Source organism: Microbacterium sp., assembly GCF_031178445.1.
Taxonomy (GTDB): domain Bacteria; phylum Actinomycetota; class Actinomycetes; order Actinomycetales; family Microbacteriaceae; genus Microbacterium.
In genome coordinates, this window is sequence record NZ_JAPSIY010000001.1 from 597282 (window position 1) to 613218 (window position 15937).

The following is a 15937-nucleotide window of genomic DNA, read 5'->3' on the forward strand; positions in this document are numbered from 1 at the left end:
CGGACGGTGTTCGATCTCACCGACCGAGCTTCTCGGCGCAGGCCACGCACAGCTCGGCGAACGGCCGCGCTTCCAGCCGCCCGGCGGGTATCGGCGCCCCGCAGCGGACGCAGACGCCGTACGTGCCGGCATCCCACCGTGAAAGAGCCTCGTCGAACCGGCGGACCTCATCCGCGGCGGCATCCGAAAGGGCCGACAGACGCGACCACTCCGACGAAAGGGTCACGCCCTCGGGGTCGTGCTCGTCGTCGTCATTGCTGCCCTGCCGGTCGTGCACGAGCTCGGCGAGGACGGATGCCGCCGATTCGGCCCTCGCGACGGCATCCGCACGCATCCGCTCGAGCCGGCCGCGGCCGATGGTGGATCGTCCCATCGACCCACCATAGGTCGGGCCACCGACGGCGCCAGAGGCCTTGCCACTCGGTGAGTCGTGCGTGACGATGGGTCGAAACCGTCGAAACCGACGAAACGAGGAGACGCGATGCAGCTTGCCATGATCGGACTCGGACGGATGGGCGCCAACATCGTGCGCCGGCTGTTGCGCGATGGGCACGAGTGCGTCGTCTACGACGTGAACCAGGATGCGGTGGCGGCCCTCGCAGCGGAGGGCGCGATCGCTGCCGAGAGCATGGCCGATCTGGCGTCGAAGCTCACCGCTCCGCGCACGGTGTGGATGATGGTGCCCGCCGGCCTCACCGGTCAGGTGGCCGACGAGGCAGCCGGGGTGCTCGAGGCGGGTGACATCCTGATCGACGGCGGCAACTCGAACTATCGAGACGACTTACGTCGCGCGGCGGCGATGCGCCAGAAGGGCATCGAGTACGTCGACATCGGCACCAGCGGCGGAGTGTTCGGCCTCGAGCGCGGCTACTGCCTCATGGTGGGCGGTTCGGATGCCGCGGTGCGACACATCGAGCCGGTGCTGCGCACCATCGCGCCCGGCGTCGGTGAGATCGAGCGCACGCCGGGACGCACGGGAGAGCTGGCGCCGGAGGAACAGGGCTACCTGCACTGCGGCCCGTCGGGTTCCGGACACTTCGTGAAGATGGTGCACAACGGCATCGAGTACGGCATCATGGCCGCACTCGCCGAGGGGCTCAACCTGCTCGCGAATGCCGACGCCGGCGTGCGCGAGGCCGAGCATTCCGCCGAGGTCGCCCCGCTGGAGGAGCCTGAGTTCTACCAGTTCGACATCGACACCGCCGCCGTCTCGGAGCTGTGGCGACGCGGATCGGTCATCTCGTCGTGGCTGCTCGACCTGACCGCCGCCGCGCTGCACGAGAACCCCACGCTCGACGGTCTCGCCGGTCGCGTGTCGGACTCTGGCGAGGGCCGCTGGACGGTCAAGGCGGCCGTCGATGTCGGCGTCCCCGTGCCCGTGCTGGCGGCCTCGCTCTTCGAACGCTTCGCCTCGCGCGATGAGGACCAGTTCGCCAACCAGGTGCTCTCGGCCATGCGGCTGCAGTTCGGCGGCCACAAGGAGCTGCCGGCCGGCGACATGCTCGAGGCGGGCGGTCGCAAGTCCGACTCCCGCTGAGTTCGCGGCACCGATCGCTCGATGGGCGGCGGCAGTCCGGCGTCGACTGCTGGCAGACTTGCCGACGTGACTGACCTGCTCCCTTTCCTCCTCGGTGTGTCGGCGCTCGGCGCGGCCGTCGCCGGTGGCGTCTTCTTCGCGTTCTCCGGCTTCGTGATGCACGGGCTCAACCGGCTTTCCGCCTCGGAGGCGGCGAGGGCCATGCGCGCGGTCAACGTCACCGCCGAGCGTCCTCCGCTGATGATCGAACTGTTCGGCACCGCGCTGGTCGGTGTGGCCGTCGCGGTGATGGCTCTCGTGCGGGGTTCGGATGCGGTGTGGTGGACGTGCGCGGCGGCAGCGCTCTACCTCGTCGCCGTGATCGGCGTCACCGCGACGGCCAACGTTCCTCGCAACAACGCTCTCGCCGCTGCGGCAGAGCATCCTGACGCCCTGGCGAGAGCGTGGAACGACTATCACCCGGGGTGGACGAGGTGGAACCACGTACGCGCGGCGGGCGGGATGGCCGCGGCGGCGCTCTTCATCGTCGCCCTCGCATTCGCCGTGTGACCGCCTTCGGCCGTTCGAGGCGACGCGCTCGCACGAGCCCCGGTCACCCGCTGTTCAACCAGCGTTCCTTTCGCGGTACGGCGGTCTCGTAATTCCGCGTCACCTTCGGGAGTTGGAATACCGGTGTTCTCGCAATGACGAGACATCCGCTCCCGAAAGGTCATCATGCGCCGCAACACCCTGCCCGTCGTCGGCCTCCTCGGCGTCGCCGCCCTCGCCATCACCGGCTGCCAGGGGCCCTCAGCCGAGGCCGCCCCCGCCGACCCCGACGCCCCGATCACCATCGCCACCCTCCCGGTCGGCGAAGACCCCACGGCCGAGAACCCGACCGAGGTGTTCGCCGAGCTGTTCGAAGAGGCCACAGGCCGCAAGGTCGAGGTCACCGACGTGCCCGACTACCTCAGCGTGGTCGAGGCGATCCGCGCCGACCACGTCGACATCGGCATCATGAGCGGCTTCCCCTCCGCGCTGGCCGTCAACACCGGCGAGGTCGACCCGCTGGTCGCCTTCGAGGGCGATGACAAGCCGGTCTCCACCTGCGTCGTGCTCGACGAGTCCCCGGTGCAGGAGGTCGAGGATCTCGAGGGCAAGACGGTCGCCTTCGCCGATCAGGCGTCCAGCTCGGGCTACTTCATGCCGGTCTACATGCTGCACGAGGCCGGCCTCGAGCAGGGCGAGGACTACGAGGCCATCTTCGCCGGCGGTCACGAGGGCTCCTTCGCCGCTCTCGCGCAGGGGCAGGTGGATGCCGCGTGCACCGCGATCATGCTCACCGAACTCGGCAAGCCCATGTTCCCGTTCGAGGAGGGGGAGTGGCGCGCGGTGGGCGAGAGCCCGTCGATGGCGGTGCAGGGCACGGTGCTCGGTCGTCAGTCGCTCGACGAGGACACCCGCAAGGTGATCGCCGACGGCATCGCGAAGGTCTTCTCGCCTGAGAACGCCGAGCGCCTCGGCGCCATGGGCGCCTTCGCCGAGCTCGGTCAGACGGTCGCCCCCGACCCCTCGCTGTACGCCTCGTTCGCGGAGATCGCCGGCGTCGCGGGCGTCGAGCTGAAGGACCTCAAGTGACCGCGGTGAAGGTCGCGGGGGCGGATGCCGCAGCATCCGCCCCCGCGGGCCGCACGGCGGCCGACCGCACCAGTACCGCCGAACTGCGGCAGTCGCTGCCGCTGGTCACAGTTCGCGGGCTGAAGGTCGCGTACGACCAGCACACCGTGCTCGACGGGGTCGACCTCGATCTGTTCCCCGGCGAGATGGTCGCCCTGCTGGGAGCATCCGGATCGGGAAAGTCCACGCTCATGCGCAGCCTCACCGGCTTCGCCCCGGTCGCGTCGGGCTCGGTGCGCGTCGCCGGGCACGACGTCACGAATCTGCGTCGCGGCGAACTGCGCACCCTGCGCTCGCACGTCGGGCAGGTGTTCCAGCAGTTCAACCTCATCCCGCGGCTGAGCGTGCTCACCAATGTGCTCACCGGTGCCCTCCACGGCGCCGGACCGGTGAACCTGGTCGGCGGTTTCACGAGTGCGCACCGCAAGCGTGCGCTCGAGCTGCTGGATCGCGTCGGAATCGCGCACAAGGCCACCGTTCCCGCCCGTTCGCTCTCGGGCGGCCAGCAGCAGCGCGTCGCGATCGCGAGAGCCCTCATGCAGCAGCCGCGTGTGATCCTCGCCGACGAGCCGGTCGCCTCGCTCGACCCCAGGCTCGCCGACTCCGTGCTCGAGCTGCTGCGCGGGATCGCCACCCAGGACGGCATCCCGGTGCTGGTCAGCCTGCACGTGCTGCCACTCGCCCTCGCCCACAGCGACCGGATCGTCGGCCTCCGGCACGGCGAGATGATCGTCTCCGACGCCACGTCGCGCCTGGACGCCGCCGCCCTCGCACCGCTCTACGAGAACGAGGAGCAGCCCGATGAGCATTGACGCACCCTCCCGACCCGCCCGCACGTCGACCTCCGAGCTGAGCGCCGCCGAGCGGCACCGTCTCGAGAGCGCCTTCCGCATCCCGCGCGCCCGCTTCCTGCTCGGCATCCCGGTGGCGCTGCTGATCCTGTTCTGGTCGTTCGACGGGGCCGGCTTCGACTTCGTCAAGCTCGGCGAGGGCGCCGTCAACATGGGCGAGTTCCTCTCGCGACTGTTCCCGCCCGACTTCTCGAAGATCGGCACCATCCTCGCTCTGCTGCTCGAGACCTTCCAGATGGCCGTCGTCGGCACGGTGCTCGGAGCCGTGCTGTCGCTGTTGGTCGCGTTCGCAGCGTCGTCGAACATCGCGCCGAAATGGCTGTACTACCCGACGCGCTGGGTGATGAACATCATCCGCTCGGTTCCCGACCTCGTCTTCGCGCTGATGTTCGTCTCGGCCGTGGGGCTCGGTCCGTTCGCCGGCATCCTGGCGATGACCCTGGGGTCGATCGGGTCGATCGGCAAGATCTTCGCCGAGGCCATGGAGCAGGTCGACCGCGGTCCCGTCGTCGCGATGGAGGCGGTCGGCGCGTCGAAGCGCCAGGTCATCCAGTACGGCGTGCTGCCGCAGGCCGCGCCGCTGCTGACCTCGTACACCCTGCTGCTCTTCGAGGGCAACGTACGCGGCGCCACGATCCTCGGCCTGGTCGGCGCGGGCGGAATCGGCCTCGAGCTCACCACCGCCATGCGCATGTACGACTACGGCCACCTCAGCGCCATCATCATCTGCATCATCGTGCTCGTCACGCTGATCGACCAGGGCAGCGCCCTCATCCGAAGGAGAATCACATGACGATCATCGAAGACACCCCCGCGCTCGTCCTGAGCGCACCGGTCAACCTGCGCGATCTGGGCGGCATTCCGATCGCCGGCGGAGTGCTGCGTGAGGGCCTCGCGATCCGCGCCGATGACCTCGCCTATGTGCCGGTCGACGTCGCCGAGCAGCTGGTGACCGATGGGCTGACTGCGATCATCGACCTTCGCTCGCCGCTGGAGGTCGCAGTGACAGGGCGCGGCGCGCTCGCGGAGCATCCGATCGCGTACCACCACCTGCCGCTCATCGCCGACGTCTCCCGTTCGATGGAAGACGGCCCCTCCCTCAGCCACGAGGCCATGGGCCGTATGTACCTGCGCATGGTCGAGGTCGCAGCGCCTCAGCTGGTCACCGCCCTGAACGTGATCGCCTACACCCCCGGCGCCGCCGCCTTCCACTGCGCCGCGGGCCGCGACCGCACCGGCGTGCTCGCCGCGATGCTGCTGCTGGCTCTCGGCGCCGCCGACGACGACATCGTCGACGACTATGCCCGCACCGGCGACAACATGGTCGCGATCATGCAGCGCACGGCGCCGGCGATGGGGGCGATGTGGAAGGCGCTCGGATTCGACGCCTCCGCGCTCGAGAAGTCGTCGTCACTGCTGGAGGGGTCGATGGAGGTCTCGATGCGGATCCTGCTCGACACTCTGCGCGAGAGGCACGGCGACCCGCTGTCGCCGCTGCGAGCGGCAGGACTCTCCGACGACACCGTTGCTCGCCTGCGAGCGCGAGCGCTCGCAGCATGACGACCCTTCTCGCGGAGGCCGGGACCGTGCGACGGCGCGGGCCCGGCCGCCCGCGCGACGAGGAGATCGACGGGCAGATCATCGCGGCGACGCTCGCCACCATCGACGCCGGCGAGGAGGTGACGGTCAACAGGGTCGTCGCCCGCAGCGGTGTGAGCCGCGCGGCGCTGTACCGCCGCTGGCCCTCGCTGACCCTGCTGATCGCGCAGGCGCTCGACGTGGGTCGTGAGGTGCCGCCCGAGTACCCCGACGACGTCGACCTGCGCGAGGCGGTGCTGGCCGGCCTCGGGATGCTTCCCGGCATGGTGGCGGTCTCGGCGCCGGGGTACTCGGAGGAGCGGTTCCGTCAGCGGATCCGCCTGGTGATGGCCGACAGGGCGCTGCAGAAGGCGTACTGGGCCTCGCACGTCTCGCGCCGCCGCGTGCCGCTCGAGAACGCGCTGCGCCGGGGCATCGCCCGCGGTGAGCTGCGCGCCGACCTCGATGTCGAAGCCTGCTTCGACGCACTTGCGGGAGCCGTGTACTACCAGCTCGTGGTGCGCGGCGATCATATCTGCGATCCGTCCACCGTCGAGCGGGTGCGGGAGGCGTTCGACGTCGTCTGGCGGGGGATGACAACCCGGCGATGACGTCAGCCGGTGCGTTCCTTCGCGCCGAACCGCTGCCCTCCCAGCACCCCGAGCAGTCGGAGCTTCTCCTCGTCCTCGCTGCGCGGCGACGCGGTCAGCACGAGCAGGGCCTGACCGCGGTCTTCGGTGAACAGCACCTGGCAGTCGACCTCGATCGCCCCCACCTCCGGGTGGATCAGCGTCTTGTGGTCGGCGAAGCGCTGAGCGACCTCCTGCCGATCCCAGAGTTCGCGGAACTCAGCGCTGTGACGAAGCAGCTCGGCCACCAGCGTGCCCGCCGGCGAATTCCGCCCCATGGCGCCGAGCGCGGCACGCAGTCCGGATACCTGCGCGCGGCTGTTACGTGCGTGGTCGTCCCGGGGATAGTGGGCTCGTGCCTGTGCGGGATGCATGAACCAGCGGTAGGGCTCATAGCGGTCCAGCCCGGTGAGACCCACATTGTCGCCCAGAAGCGCAGCGGCGAGCGGGTTCTGCACCAACGTCTCGCCGAGGCTCGAGATGATCAGGGCGGGCGTATCGCTCAAGCGGTCGAACACGCGCTGCAGCGCAGGGGCGACGTGGTGCGACGAACCGATGCGATCGGGAACCGCATGCCCCGCGACGCGATACAGATAGTCGCGCTCGTCGGAAGTCAGGCGCAGCGCCCGCGCCAGCGAGGCGAGCAGCTGAACACTCGGCTGCGGACCCCGCTGCTGCTCGAGCCGGGTGTAGTAGTCGGTCGACATCAACGCGAGCTGCGCGACGTCCTCTCGCCGCAACCCGGGAACCCGACGACGGGCACCCTCGGGCAGCCCGACGTCCTCAGGGCGCAGCTGCTCGCGATGGCGCCGCAGGAACACAGCCAGAGCTTCACGGTCCATTCCTCCATCATGCGCGCAGGCGCACGTCTCAACCAGGGACCGCCGATCCCCCGACAAGGGCTCTCTGCCGGCGAACGCCAGGGCACAACACACTCGGAGCATGCGAATCAACGGAAACACCATCTTCATCCCTGGTGCCACCAGCGGAATCGGTCTGGCTCTCGCCGTGCGCCTGCACGAGGCGGGCAACCGCGTGATCGTCGGCGGTCGCCGCGTCGAGCTGCTCGAGTCGATCGCCGCACAGCATCCGGGTATCGACACCGTCAGGATCGATACGGCGGATGCCGCGTCCATCGCCAGCGCTTCGGCCGAGGTGATCGCCCGCCACCCTGATCTCAACGTGCTGATCCCGATGGCGGGCATCATGCGCGCCGAGGACTGGACCGCGCCCGGGTTCGTCGAAACAGCCGAGGTCACCGTGACGACGAACCTGCTGGGGCCGATCCGGCTGATCGCGGCTTTCGCCGCGCACCTGCTCGCGCAGCCGGAGTCGACCATCATGACCGTCTCGTCGGGGCTCGCCTTCGCGCCGCTGCGTTTCACCCCGACCTACAACGCGACCAAGGCCGCGATCCACCAGCTCAGCGAGTCGCTGCGGCTGCAGTACGCAGGGACGAACCTGAGCGTGGTCGAGCTCGTGCCGCCGTCGGTGCAGACCGACCTGATGCCGGGGCACGCCGACGATCCTTCGGCCATGCCCCTCGACGAGTACATCGACGAGACGATGGCGATCCTGACCGAGCAGCCCGACGTCACCGAGGTTCAGGTCGAGCGGGTGAAGTTCCTGCGTTACGGCGAGGTCCGCGGCGATCAGTCGCAGGTCATCGCCGTGCTGAACGGTCTGGCTGCGCCCACGCGCTGACGGTCTGTGCATCTCCGCAGACGGACTGCCGTACTCGGGAGGAGGATTCTCGCGGATCCTCCTCCCGCGCATGCTTCTCTTGCCGAGGCTGAGCGCTCACTCCAGCCACTCGGTGACGAACCGATCGTTCGAGTGCACGTGCGTCGCCTCGTACGTGCCACCGTCGAGCACTTCGAAGCGGTGCGCGGCGAGCGCGGGCACGACGAGAACCTGACCGCCCGCGCCGATGACCTGCTCACCCTCGACGGTGAACAGGGCGCGTCCGCGGTGAATGATGAATGTCTCGACGTACGGATGTCGGTGCAGGCGCGGGCCTGTGCCGGGAGACGAGTTGTACTCGCGGATGACGCTGATCGGTGAGCCGATCAGGTATCCCTCGATTGTCGCGTCGAGGGCGACGTCGACGGGCTGGATCATGGTGCCTCCGTTCTCGCCCGAGGGTACGCCGCCGGCGACTAGCGGGCCAGAGGATCACGGGCGAAGCGACGGCGGACTGCCGACTGCCGCGGATGCAAGGCCGGCCGTGCGTGAACGAGCACCGTCGAGAATCAGTCGTGCCGCCGCGGGCAGGTCGTCCGCGATGTGATATCTCTGCTCGGTATCACCCACCGGAGGACGCTTCGCCGCCGGCTCGGCTCCCGTGAGCACCAGCACGGGAGTCGCGCCACAGGTGAGAGCCGCTTCCACATCGGTCCAGCGATCCCCGACCATCCAGCTTGATTCGATGTCGATTCGCAGCTCGGCTGCGGCTCGCAGAAGCATGGCGGGGCTCGGCTTTGCCTCGTCGTCTCCGGACCATTCCGGTGCGATGGCGCGCTCACCCGCCTGCGGACTCGTGTAGATCGCATCTACCACCGCACCCTCCGCAGCGAGCAGGAGGGACATGCGGTCGTTCACTTCCTCAACCACCGCCGGGGTCGCATACCCCAGCCCGATGCAGGACTGATTCGTGATCACGACGACGCGATATCCCGCCTCGCGAAGCTTCCGGATGGCTCCCGCCGCACCGGGTATGAGCTCCATCGCTTCGGGCCCGGCGGTGTAAGACGCGAGAGTGTTGATGCATCCGTCACGATCGAGGAAGATCGCGGGCTTCATCGGCACGCTCGTCCTGATGTCGACCTGCTCCCAGGTCGTCCGTCCGGACTGCGGGTCGAGGTCGAACAGGCGGTAAGGATGCGGACTCTCGGTCAGTGCCGGCGTGACACTCAGCAGCGCGCCGCCGTGCTGCGCGGGTTTGACGCCGACGTGATAATGGCCGGACAAGACCAGACGTACAATCGTCGACTCTGATATCCGCCGCAGCAGCTCATGGCCTTCGAGATAGGTGTGCGGATACTCCTCGTCGAGCACCGGCGAGATCACGTAATGCTGAAGATGCACTTGCGGCAGGGGTCCGGGTTCCGCGAGAACTTGGTCGAATCGATGACGCTCGGCGAGTATGCGCTGGGGACGGTTGTGGTGCACTTCACGGTCCCAGAAGCTGACGAAGCGGACTCCGCCCACATCGCGAATGGGGGCGCCATCGCCGAGCTCCTCTGCCACGAGGCGGTGCGAGTCGTGGTTTCCCGGCAGCGCGATCCAGGGCAGTCCGGTGCCATCGAGAATCCGGCGCACGAGGCGATAATCGGCGCGCGCGGCCGCCCAGAGGGGCTCGTCCGCCTCCGCGTCGCGTTCCGGCCCGAACAGATACATCGGGACGTCGACGAGGTCGCCGGTGAGCACGATGACATCGGCCCCGCGCGTCTTGGCGTCGGCGGCGGCGTCTGCGAGCAGTTCAGCCGCCTCTCTGCTGCGACGGCGAGGGATGGCGGAGCTACCCGGCAGGTGGTGGCGCAGGTGCGGGTCGGTGATGTGGGCGATTCTCATTCAGGCATCGATTCTCGTTACGAGATCGGCGCCGACGTCATCGCGGACGCCGGCGCCGATCAGGGTGGGGTCACTTCTGCAGCGGACGGCGCGCGTGCGCCCAGGCGTACCAGAATCCGCCGCCCGCGACCGTGTTCCCGTACACGGCGACGTCATGGATGGCGACGGAGGCGCTTTGGCCGACGACACCGATGACCGGGCGGTCCGTTCCGCTTTGGAGGCTTATGTCGTTTCCGATGATGTCGACTGTCTCCAGAGGGTTGGGCGAGACGGTCTTCACATAGATCCCACCGCGGCAGTCGGTGAGGAGGTTCTCACGGATGACGATGCGAGAGGCGTTCATCGCGAGGATGGCGTCCCACTTCGACTGCTCGATGGTGTTCCGTTCGATCCAGATGTCCGTATACACCTGCTGAGGCGCGGACGAGTGCGACCCGGCAAACTTCGCCCAGCCAGGCTGGGTCGCTGATGGACCGCAGTGGTTGCGGACGATTCTGATGTCCTGAGCAGGCGCCTTGTCGCCGAGCCCTGCCCACTTGTTGCTGTCCCACGGCATATCGAACTGCACGGCCTCGCCGTTCCAAAGTCCTGTGGTGGGATTCTCGATCCATCCCTCGAACCGGCTCTCCTTGACGATCGCCGTCTTCACGGCATTGAACTCGAGCGCGTGCCACCACTTGACGTTGCGGATGGTGACTCCCACCACCTCGACGTCGTGAGTGTGCTGAAAGGCCATGGCGTCCATAGGGGGAGCCGCGGTGGCGCGCAGCGCCTCATCGCCGCTGGAGTCGCGCAGGTAATGCGCGGTCGGATCCCAGGTGCCGCCTTCGACCCTGATGTTGCCAGGGGCACTGTACAGCCCGGTCTCGTCTGATGGCACCTGGTTCATGAGCAGTGTGGGCTTCGTGATCTGATCCACGGCGTACGACTGAATCTCGTCGGGATACGTCGGTGTCGGCGAATGCCAGCTGGCGCGGTCCGCCTTGTAGGTCGCCGGAACAAGCGGGAAGTCACACGTGAAAGTCGCGCCGTGCGCGCGCAGAGCAGTGTTCGGCCCGATGACGAGAGTGCGAAGGAGCACATGCGTTCCCTCGGGCGCGACCACGATCGAACGCCCTGCCTCGTCCTTCTCGAATCCGCCGCCGCCGCGCGCAGCCCGGTTCAGCTGTTGCCGGAGCTTCGTCAATGGCGCTGATTCGGCGTCGACGACGGGGTTGAGTCCTCCGCTCATCGGTACGGCCGCCTGTGCGGCCTGGGGGCGTTGCGCCAGCTGGGTACCCATCGCCAGGGCGCCGCCCAATCCGGCGGCCATGACGGTCCTGCGGCTGATCTGTTTCATGCTGATTCTCTCCTTTGATTGTCGAAGCGGACTGCGTGGGATTGATCAGGATCTGAGGTCGATGGAACATCCACGACGGTTGCCGACAGGCGGGACTCCTCAGCAGCGAACACGCTGAGATGGCTGGCGAGAGTCTCATCGGCCCCGCTGCGGATCAGCGAGGGATCACCGGCAGCTACGGCCCCTACGAAGGCGGCGATCAGCCCGGCATCCCCTCCACCGTGGCCCCCTCCCGCATCGTGAGCGCCAGCTGCGGCGGTGTCGATTCGCTCGCGTAGGCCGGTGGCGAATTCGTATACCTCCACGGTCCGCCCGTCGCCATCGAGACTGCCGTGGGTGCCGAACAGCTGCGTGCGACGGCCCGCATGCTCCGAGAACGCAGTCATCGTGAACGAACCTGCCGTTCCGTCATCGAACTGGAGCGAAACAACCTGATGATCCACAACGTCGTTGTCACAGTGGTAGACGCATCTGCCATAGGGCCCGTTCACAAGGGCCTCGATCACGTCGGCACGTGACCCGCCCTCGGTGACCACGCTGGCCGGCCACGAGAGAACGCCCCCGTTGTCGAGCGGATCCAGGTAGATCTTCTTGGCTGAGTACGGGCAGTCGGGCTCGATGACGCATGACAGGCAGCGAGGTCCAGCCTTCGCCGGCGCCTGATCTGAGCGGAAATGGGCGCGTCCGCCGAAGCTCGCGACAGATGCGATCCTCTTTCCGGTCACGTAAGTGATCCAGTCGATGTCATGGCTGCTCTTGGCCAGCAGCATCGGCGACGATTCGGCGGTGTTGCGCCAGTTGCCTCGCACGTAACTGTGAGCAGCGTGCCACCAGCCGACCGGTTCGAGGTGATGCACCGTGATGATCCGCCCGATGCGACCGGACCTGACCACGTCTCGGACCGCGTCCGTGTACGGCGTGTAGCGCATGACATGTCCGACCGCGAACAGGATGCCCGACTGGCGGACGGCTTCCACGATGCGCTCGCATTCTTCGCGAGTCACTCCGAGTGGCTTCTCCGCAAGCAGCGCGAGCCCGGCATCCGCTACCGCCAGGCAGGGCTCGACGTGGTCGCGATCCTGAGTCGTGACGAGCACAGCATCCGCTTCGATGACGCCATGCCGGATGGCTGACATGAGTTCCCGCCAGTCGTCGAACTCCGCAACGGAGCCGAAGCCATCTCGGATCCGCTCGCGAGCGCCCGCGGCAGGATCCGCGACGGCGACGAGCGTCGCCCTGTCCTGATGCTCGCGCACCCAGGACAGATATGCCGAGCCGCGGTTACCCGCTCCCAGAACCGCCAGTCGCACGGGCTGACGCGTGCCGTCAGCCCAGCTCATCGTCGATCGCCGTCATCATCTTGTCGGCCGCCTCGTCCACCGTGAGCCTGCCGTAAAGCAAGTCGAGGATGTCGCGGTCGAAGATGCCCTGAATGTTGCCAGAGCCCACAGGGGACGGGCCAGGCGTCTGCACCGTCAGATCGGCTTCGAGGTCTGTCACGAACTCGAGCACGTGTGCGTCGACGTCCTTGAGGTCGGACGAGATCTGCTCCACAAGGGAGGTGTTCGGCGGCACGCCCATCGTCATGCCGACGGCCTCGACGCCCGCTGGGTCGTTGAGCATGAAGTTCACGAACTCCGCGGCCGCCGCCTGCTCCTCGGATGAAGAGCTCGCGCCGATCGAGTAGAACTCAGAGCCTCGGTAGTACATGCCAGCGTCGGTGGCGGCTCCCGTCTCGGAGGGGATGCGCATCAACCGCATGTTCGCATCGGCAACAGCAGCCTGCTCACCGAGGGAGTTCGAGTACGTCCAGTTCAGGGCCAGCTTCCCTGTCGCCCACAGGCTGGCTGCCACCGGCAGGCCCGCGCTCTCAGAGACCTGATCCGCGGTCATCCCGCCGTGCTCGCCGACCTTCTGGATGTGCTCGAGAAAGGAGACCAGTGTGTCCCGCGAGAATCCGGGGCCCGTGCCGTCTTCGTTGTACATGGTCTCTCCGGCCTGATGCACCCACGGCTTGAACGCCTCCACCTTCGCGCCGTAGTCGGCACCGGCGATGCCGAGCGCATCCGACACGGCTTCAGAGGCCTGATAGAAGTCGTCCCATGTCCAGCTGGTGTCGTCTGGAAGCTCGACGCCGGCCTCTTCGAACAGATCGAGGTTCGCCGCGAGGACGAAGGAGTTGAGCCCCGCCGGTATGGCGTAGAGCGTCGAGTCGTCGGCGCGTCCGAGTTCGACGATCTTCTCATCGAACGGGGCCAGGTCCAGCGCGTCCAGAGTCTCGAGATCGGCCAGCGCGCCGCGATCTCCGTACTCGAGAATGTAGCGCTCGGACATGTGGATGACGTCGGGGGCATCGCCGCCGGCCGTCATCGTGGCGAGCTTGTCCCAGTAGCCGTCCCACGGGCTCGACTCGCCCTCCACCTTGATGTCGGGATGCGACGCCTCGAAGGACTCGATCGCGGCGAAGATCGCCGCGTCTTTCTCTGGGCTCCCCCACCAGGCGTATTCGATGACGGTGGGGGAGCTGCCGTCGGCGCCCGAGGCCGTGCCTTGGCATGCCGTAAGCGCGGTGACGGACGCGATCGCGATCGTCGCCGCCGTCAAAGGTCGGGTGATGCTCTTCATGAGGTGAGTCCTTTCGGATGTCGTGTTCTGAGTGAGGGGGAAGCGGATGGCGTGGAGGCGGACTCGTACAGCGGTCATTTACCGCCGGTGGTCGCGATACCTCGCACGAGATACCGCTGACCGACGAGGAAGACGAAGAAGATGGGCAGGAGCGACACCACCGACATGGCGAACAGCGCGCCCCATGAAGACGCCGATCCGGAGCTGGCGCTGGTATCCACGAGGCTTCGCAGCGCGACTTGGACGGTGTAGGAATCGGGGTCCGTGAGGAGGATCAGTGGGCCCAAGAAGTCGTTCCAGGTCCATATGAAGGTGAAGATCGCTGTCGTCGCGAGGGCGGGAACCATCAGTGGCAGGATGACGCTCACGAAGATCCGTACCGGGCCGGCACCATCGATCGTCGCCGCTTCATCGAGTTCCCGCGGCAGACCGCGGATGAACTGCACCATGAGGAAGACGAAGAACGTGTCTGTCGCCAGCAGCTTGGGGACGATCAGCGGAAGGGGCGTGCTGATCCAGTCCAGTCCAGCGAACAGGATGTACTGGGGAACCAGCAGAACATGCACCGGCAGCATGATGGTGAGCAGCATGATCGCGAAGAACAGCCGGCTCCCGCGGAACCGAAGTCGGGCGAAGGCGTACGCGGCCATGCTGCACGAGACGAGATTGCCGACGATGGCGCCGATCGTGATGATCGTCGAGTTGATCAGGTAATGCCCGAACGGATGCCGCAGCGCATTCCAGCCCTGAGCGTAGTTGTCCAGCGAGAGCCCCCCGCCTGAGAGGGGACTTCCTGCGAAGATCGCCGACTCGTCGCGCAGCGAACTCAGCAGCATCCACAGCACTGGGTAGAGCATGATCACGGCGGCGCCGATGAGCGCGACGTGCTTGAGGATCCGCATGGCGGTCGAGCGCTTCGGATCAGTCATCGTAGAACACCCAGAACTTCGAGACGAGGAAATTGAGCAGAGTGAACAGCGCGATGATCAGCAGCAGCACCCACGCCATCGCCGACGCGTAACCCATGTCGAAATCGCCGAAGCCCTGCATATAGAGGTACAGCGTGTAGAAGAGCGTTGAATCGGATGGTCCTCCCCGCCCTCCGGAGATGATGAAGGCCTGGGTGAAGGACTGGAACGCGCCGATGAGCTGCAGCACCAGGTTGAAGAAGATGATCGGTGAGAGCAGCGGGAGCGTGATGCTCCAGAAGCGTCGGAGCCTGCCGGCGCCGTCCACCTCCGCCGCCTCGTAGAACATGCTCGGGATCTGCCGCAGGCCTGCGAGGAAGATCACCATGGGCGCACCGAAAGTCCACACGTTCAGGATGATGAGCGTGCCGAGGGCGGTGTCAGGGTTTGCGATCCAACTGGGTCCCTCTATGCCGAGCGGCTTGAGGATCACGCTGTTGATCAGGCCGTCCGCGCCGAACACCTGCCGCCAGAGCACGGCGATCGCGACCGAGCCGCCGAGCAGTGACGGCAGGTAGAACGCCGATCGGTACAGCGCCAGCCCTCGCATGCCGCGGTCGAGGGCGATGGCGATGAGCAGCGCCGCCGCCAGCTGAAGCGGTACCGAGACGATCACGTAGCGGAAGGTGACGAGCAGGGCCTGATGGAAGCGGGGGTCGCGGAACAGCCGCTCGTAGTTGCTCGCACCTATCCACTCGGGCGCGGTGAGGAAGTCGTAGTCGGTGAACGACAGGTAGAGAGAGGCGATCATGGGCCCGAGCGTGATCGCGATCAGACCGAGCATCCACGGGGACAGGAAGAGATATCCGGCGCGCTGCTCGGATCTCTGGAGCGCTGTCAGTGGCCTCCGGTCGGTGCGGTTCGTCTTCGTACTTCGGAGCTTGGCCAATTCATTGATCGCGGTCACGCGGTCTTCCTTCTCGCCCGCAGGCGCGTGGTCGTGGCATCGGTTCTCGAACAGCGCTGGTCAAGGTCGGCACGGGTGAATTTAGCCTCGCCCGGGAAACAGATGCTGAACCGTACGTTATCGATAAAGTAACTTGCATCGGCGAGCCTACTCACGGGCCGTGCTCAGGCACAAGACCCGATTCGCAGGCCGTCTGTATCATGTACTTGCAAGGGCGGTCTCGCCGAGCGCAGGCTTTCGGCGGCATGAACAAGGAGGGCGTCATCGACTCTCC

General features: G+C 67.1%; 17 protein-coding genes and 1 pseudogene. 8 read left to right on the top strand and 10 right to left on the bottom strand.

Annotated features, from left to right (window positions below; translation table 11 throughout):
• Nucleotides 1-16 precede the first annotated feature (16 nt).
• Nucleotides 17-373 carry a TraR/DksA family transcriptional regulator gene (locus RIN43_RS02795; protein WP_309127347.1) on the bottom strand — a complete coding sequence of 119 codons (357 nt, stop codon included), beginning with the start codon at nt 371-373 and terminating at the stop codon, nt 17-19.
• Nucleotides 374-481: 108 nt separating this feature from the next.
• On the opposite strand from RIN43_RS02795, the gene gnd reads away from it, so the two are divergent.
• From gnd to RIN43_RS02830, 7 genes are all read left to right on the top strand, one after another.
• The gene (gene gnd / locus RIN43_RS02800; protein WP_309127348.1) at nt 482-1537 is read left to right on the top strand and encodes a phosphogluconate dehydrogenase (NAD(+)-dependent, decarboxylating); all 1056 of its coding nucleotides are present in this window, start codon (nt 482-484) and stop codon (nt 1535-1537) included.
• A 66-nt stretch (nt 1538-1603) separates the two neighbouring features.
• Nucleotides 1604-2086 (top strand): anthrone oxygenase family protein, encoded by a 483-nt coding sequence (locus tag RIN43_RS02805; protein WP_309127349.1) that lies wholly within the window; start codon nt 1604-1606, stop codon nt 2084-2086.
• 165 nt (nt 2087-2251) lie between these two features.
• Entirely contained in the window at nt 2252-3154 is a 903-nt protein-coding gene (phnD, locus tag RIN43_RS02810; RefSeq protein WP_309127350.1) for a phosphate/phosphite/phosphonate ABC transporter substrate-binding protein, read from the top strand.
• A complete protein-coding gene (locus tag RIN43_RS02815) occupies nt 3151-4005 on the top strand; it encodes a phosphonate ABC transporter ATP-binding protein (RefSeq protein ID WP_309127351.1) in 855 nt (284 codons plus the stop codon). Before phnD ends, RIN43_RS02815 begins: the two co-directional genes overlap by 4 nt.
• Nucleotides 3995-4837, top strand: coding sequence for a phosphonate ABC transporter, permease protein PhnE (gene phnE, locus RIN43_RS02820; protein ID WP_309127352.1), 843 nt, complete (start codon nt 3995-3997; stop codon nt 4835-4837). Before RIN43_RS02815 ends, phnE begins: the two co-directional genes overlap by 11 nt.
• Complete coding sequence (locus RIN43_RS02825) at nt 4834-5604, top strand: tyrosine-protein phosphatase (protein WP_309127353.1); 771 nt, start codon at nt 4834-4836, stop codon at nt 5602-5604. The genes phnE and RIN43_RS02825 overlap by 4 nt, the downstream gene beginning before the upstream one ends.
• Entirely contained in the window at nt 5601-6233 is a 633-nt protein-coding gene (locus RIN43_RS02830; RefSeq protein WP_309127354.1) for a TetR/AcrR family transcriptional regulator C-terminal ligand-binding domain-containing protein, read from the top strand. The genes RIN43_RS02825 and RIN43_RS02830 overlap by 4 nt, the downstream gene beginning before the upstream one ends.
• 2 nt (nt 6234-6235) lie before the next feature.
• On the opposite strand, the gene RIN43_RS02835 is transcribed toward RIN43_RS02830, so the two are convergent.
• Entirely contained in the window at nt 6236-7093 is an 858-nt protein-coding gene (locus RIN43_RS02835) for a helix-turn-helix transcriptional regulator (protein WP_309127355.1), read from the bottom strand.
• A gap of 100 nt (nt 7094-7193) precedes the next feature.
• Between RIN43_RS02835 and RIN43_RS02840 the strand changes: the two genes are divergently transcribed.
• A complete protein-coding gene (locus RIN43_RS02840) occupies nt 7194-7955 on the top strand; it encodes an SDR family NAD(P)-dependent oxidoreductase (RefSeq protein WP_309127356.1) in 762 nt (253 codons plus the stop codon).
• Between the two features lie 96 nt (nt 7956-8051).
• On the opposite strand, the gene RIN43_RS02845 is transcribed toward RIN43_RS02840, so the two are convergent.
• From RIN43_RS02845 to RIN43_RS02880, 8 genes and pseudogenes are all read right to left on the bottom strand, one after another.
• On the bottom strand, nt 8052-8372 hold the full coding sequence (locus RIN43_RS02845; RefSeq protein WP_309127357.1) for a cupin domain-containing protein: 321 nt from the start codon (nt 8370-8372) through the stop codon (nt 8052-8054).
• A gap of 54 nt (nt 8373-8426) precedes the next feature.
• Nucleotides 8427-9824: an HAD-IIIA family hydrolase gene (locus RIN43_RS02850; protein WP_309127358.1), complete on the bottom strand. Its 1398-nt coding sequence runs from the start codon at nt 9822-9824 to the stop codon at nt 8427-8429.
• 70 nt (nt 9825-9894) lie between these two features.
• Nucleotides 9895-11163 carry a right-handed parallel beta-helix repeat-containing protein gene (locus tag RIN43_RS02855; protein WP_309127359.1) on the bottom strand — a complete coding sequence of 423 codons (1269 nt, stop codon included), beginning with the start codon at nt 11161-11163 and terminating at the stop codon, nt 9895-9897.
• A complete protein-coding gene (locus tag RIN43_RS02860; protein WP_309127360.1) occupies nt 11160-12092 on the bottom strand; it encodes a Gfo/Idh/MocA family oxidoreductase in 933 nt (310 codons plus the stop codon). The genes RIN43_RS02855 and RIN43_RS02860 overlap by 4 nt, the downstream gene beginning before the upstream one ends.
• 63 nt (nt 12093-12155) lie before the next feature.
• Nucleotides 12156-12503 (bottom strand): annotated as a pseudogene (locus RIN43_RS16235) (Gfo/Idh/MocA family oxidoreductase); the annotation flags it as partial.
• A complete protein-coding gene (locus tag RIN43_RS02870; protein ID WP_309127362.1) occupies nt 12490-13788 on the bottom strand; it encodes an extracellular solute-binding protein in 1299 nt (432 codons plus the stop codon). The pseudogene RIN43_RS16235 and the gene RIN43_RS02870, both read right to left, overlap by 14 nt.
• Nucleotides 13789-13862: 74 nt before the next feature.
• Entirely contained in the window at nt 13863-14717 is an 855-nt protein-coding gene (locus RIN43_RS02875) for a carbohydrate ABC transporter permease (RefSeq protein ID WP_309127363.1), read from the bottom strand.
• Nucleotides 14710-15597 (bottom strand): sugar ABC transporter permease, encoded by an 888-nt coding sequence (locus tag RIN43_RS02880; protein WP_309127375.1) that lies wholly within the window; start codon nt 15595-15597, stop codon nt 14710-14712. Before RIN43_RS02880 ends, RIN43_RS02875 begins: the two co-directional genes overlap by 8 nt.
• Nucleotides 15598-15937: the final 340 nt, after the last annotated feature.

Coding starts and splice junctions, on each gene's coding strand:
- RIN43_RS02860 (WP_309127360.1), bottom strand. CDS start 12,092: ATGCGCTACACGCCGTACACGGACGCGGTCCGAGACGTGGTCAGGTCC.
- RIN43_RS02875 (WP_309127363.1), bottom strand. CDS start 14,717: ATGACTGATCCGAAGCGCTCGACCGCCATGCGGATCCTCAAGCACGTC.
- RIN43_RS02850 (WP_309127358.1), bottom strand. CDS start 9,824: ATGAGAATCGCCCACATCACCGACCCGCACCTGCGCCACCACCTGCCG.
- RIN43_RS02870 (WP_309127362.1), bottom strand. CDS start 13,788: ATGAAGAGCATCACCCGACCTTTGACGGCGGCGACGATCGCGATCGCG.
- RIN43_RS02845 (WP_309127357.1), bottom strand. CDS start 8,372: ATGATCCAGCCCGTCGACGTCGCCCTCGACGCGACAATCGAGGGATAC.
- phnD (WP_309127350.1), top strand. CDS start 2,252: ATGCGCCGCAACACCCTGCCCGTCGTCGGCCTCCTCGGCGTCGCCGCC.
- RIN43_RS02835 (WP_309127355.1), bottom strand. CDS start 7,093: ATGGACCGTGAAGCTCTGGCTGTGTTCCTGCGGCGCCATCGCGAGCAG.
- RIN43_RS02840 (WP_309127356.1), top strand. CDS start 7,194: ATGCGAATCAACGGAAACACCATCTTCATCCCTGGTGCCACCAGCGGA.
- RIN43_RS02855 (WP_309127359.1), bottom strand. CDS start 11,163: ATGAAACAGATCAGCCGCAGGACCGTCATGGCCGCCGGATTGGGCGGC.
- gnd (WP_309127348.1), top strand. CDS start 482: ATGCAGCTTGCCATGATCGGACTCGGACGGATGGGCGCCAACATCGTG.
- RIN43_RS02795 (WP_309127347.1), bottom strand. CDS start 373: ATGGGACGATCCACCATCGGCCGCGGCCGGCTCGAGCGGATGCGTGCG.
- RIN43_RS02830 (WP_309127354.1), top strand. CDS start 5,601: ATGACGACCCTTCTCGCGGAGGCCGGGACCGTGCGACGGCGCGGGCCC.
- phnE (WP_309127352.1), top strand. CDS start 3,995: ATGAGCATTGACGCACCCTCCCGACCCGCCCGCACGTCGACCTCCGAG.
- RIN43_RS02825 (WP_309127353.1), top strand. CDS start 4,834: ATGACGATCATCGAAGACACCCCCGCGCTCGTCCTGAGCGCACCGGTC.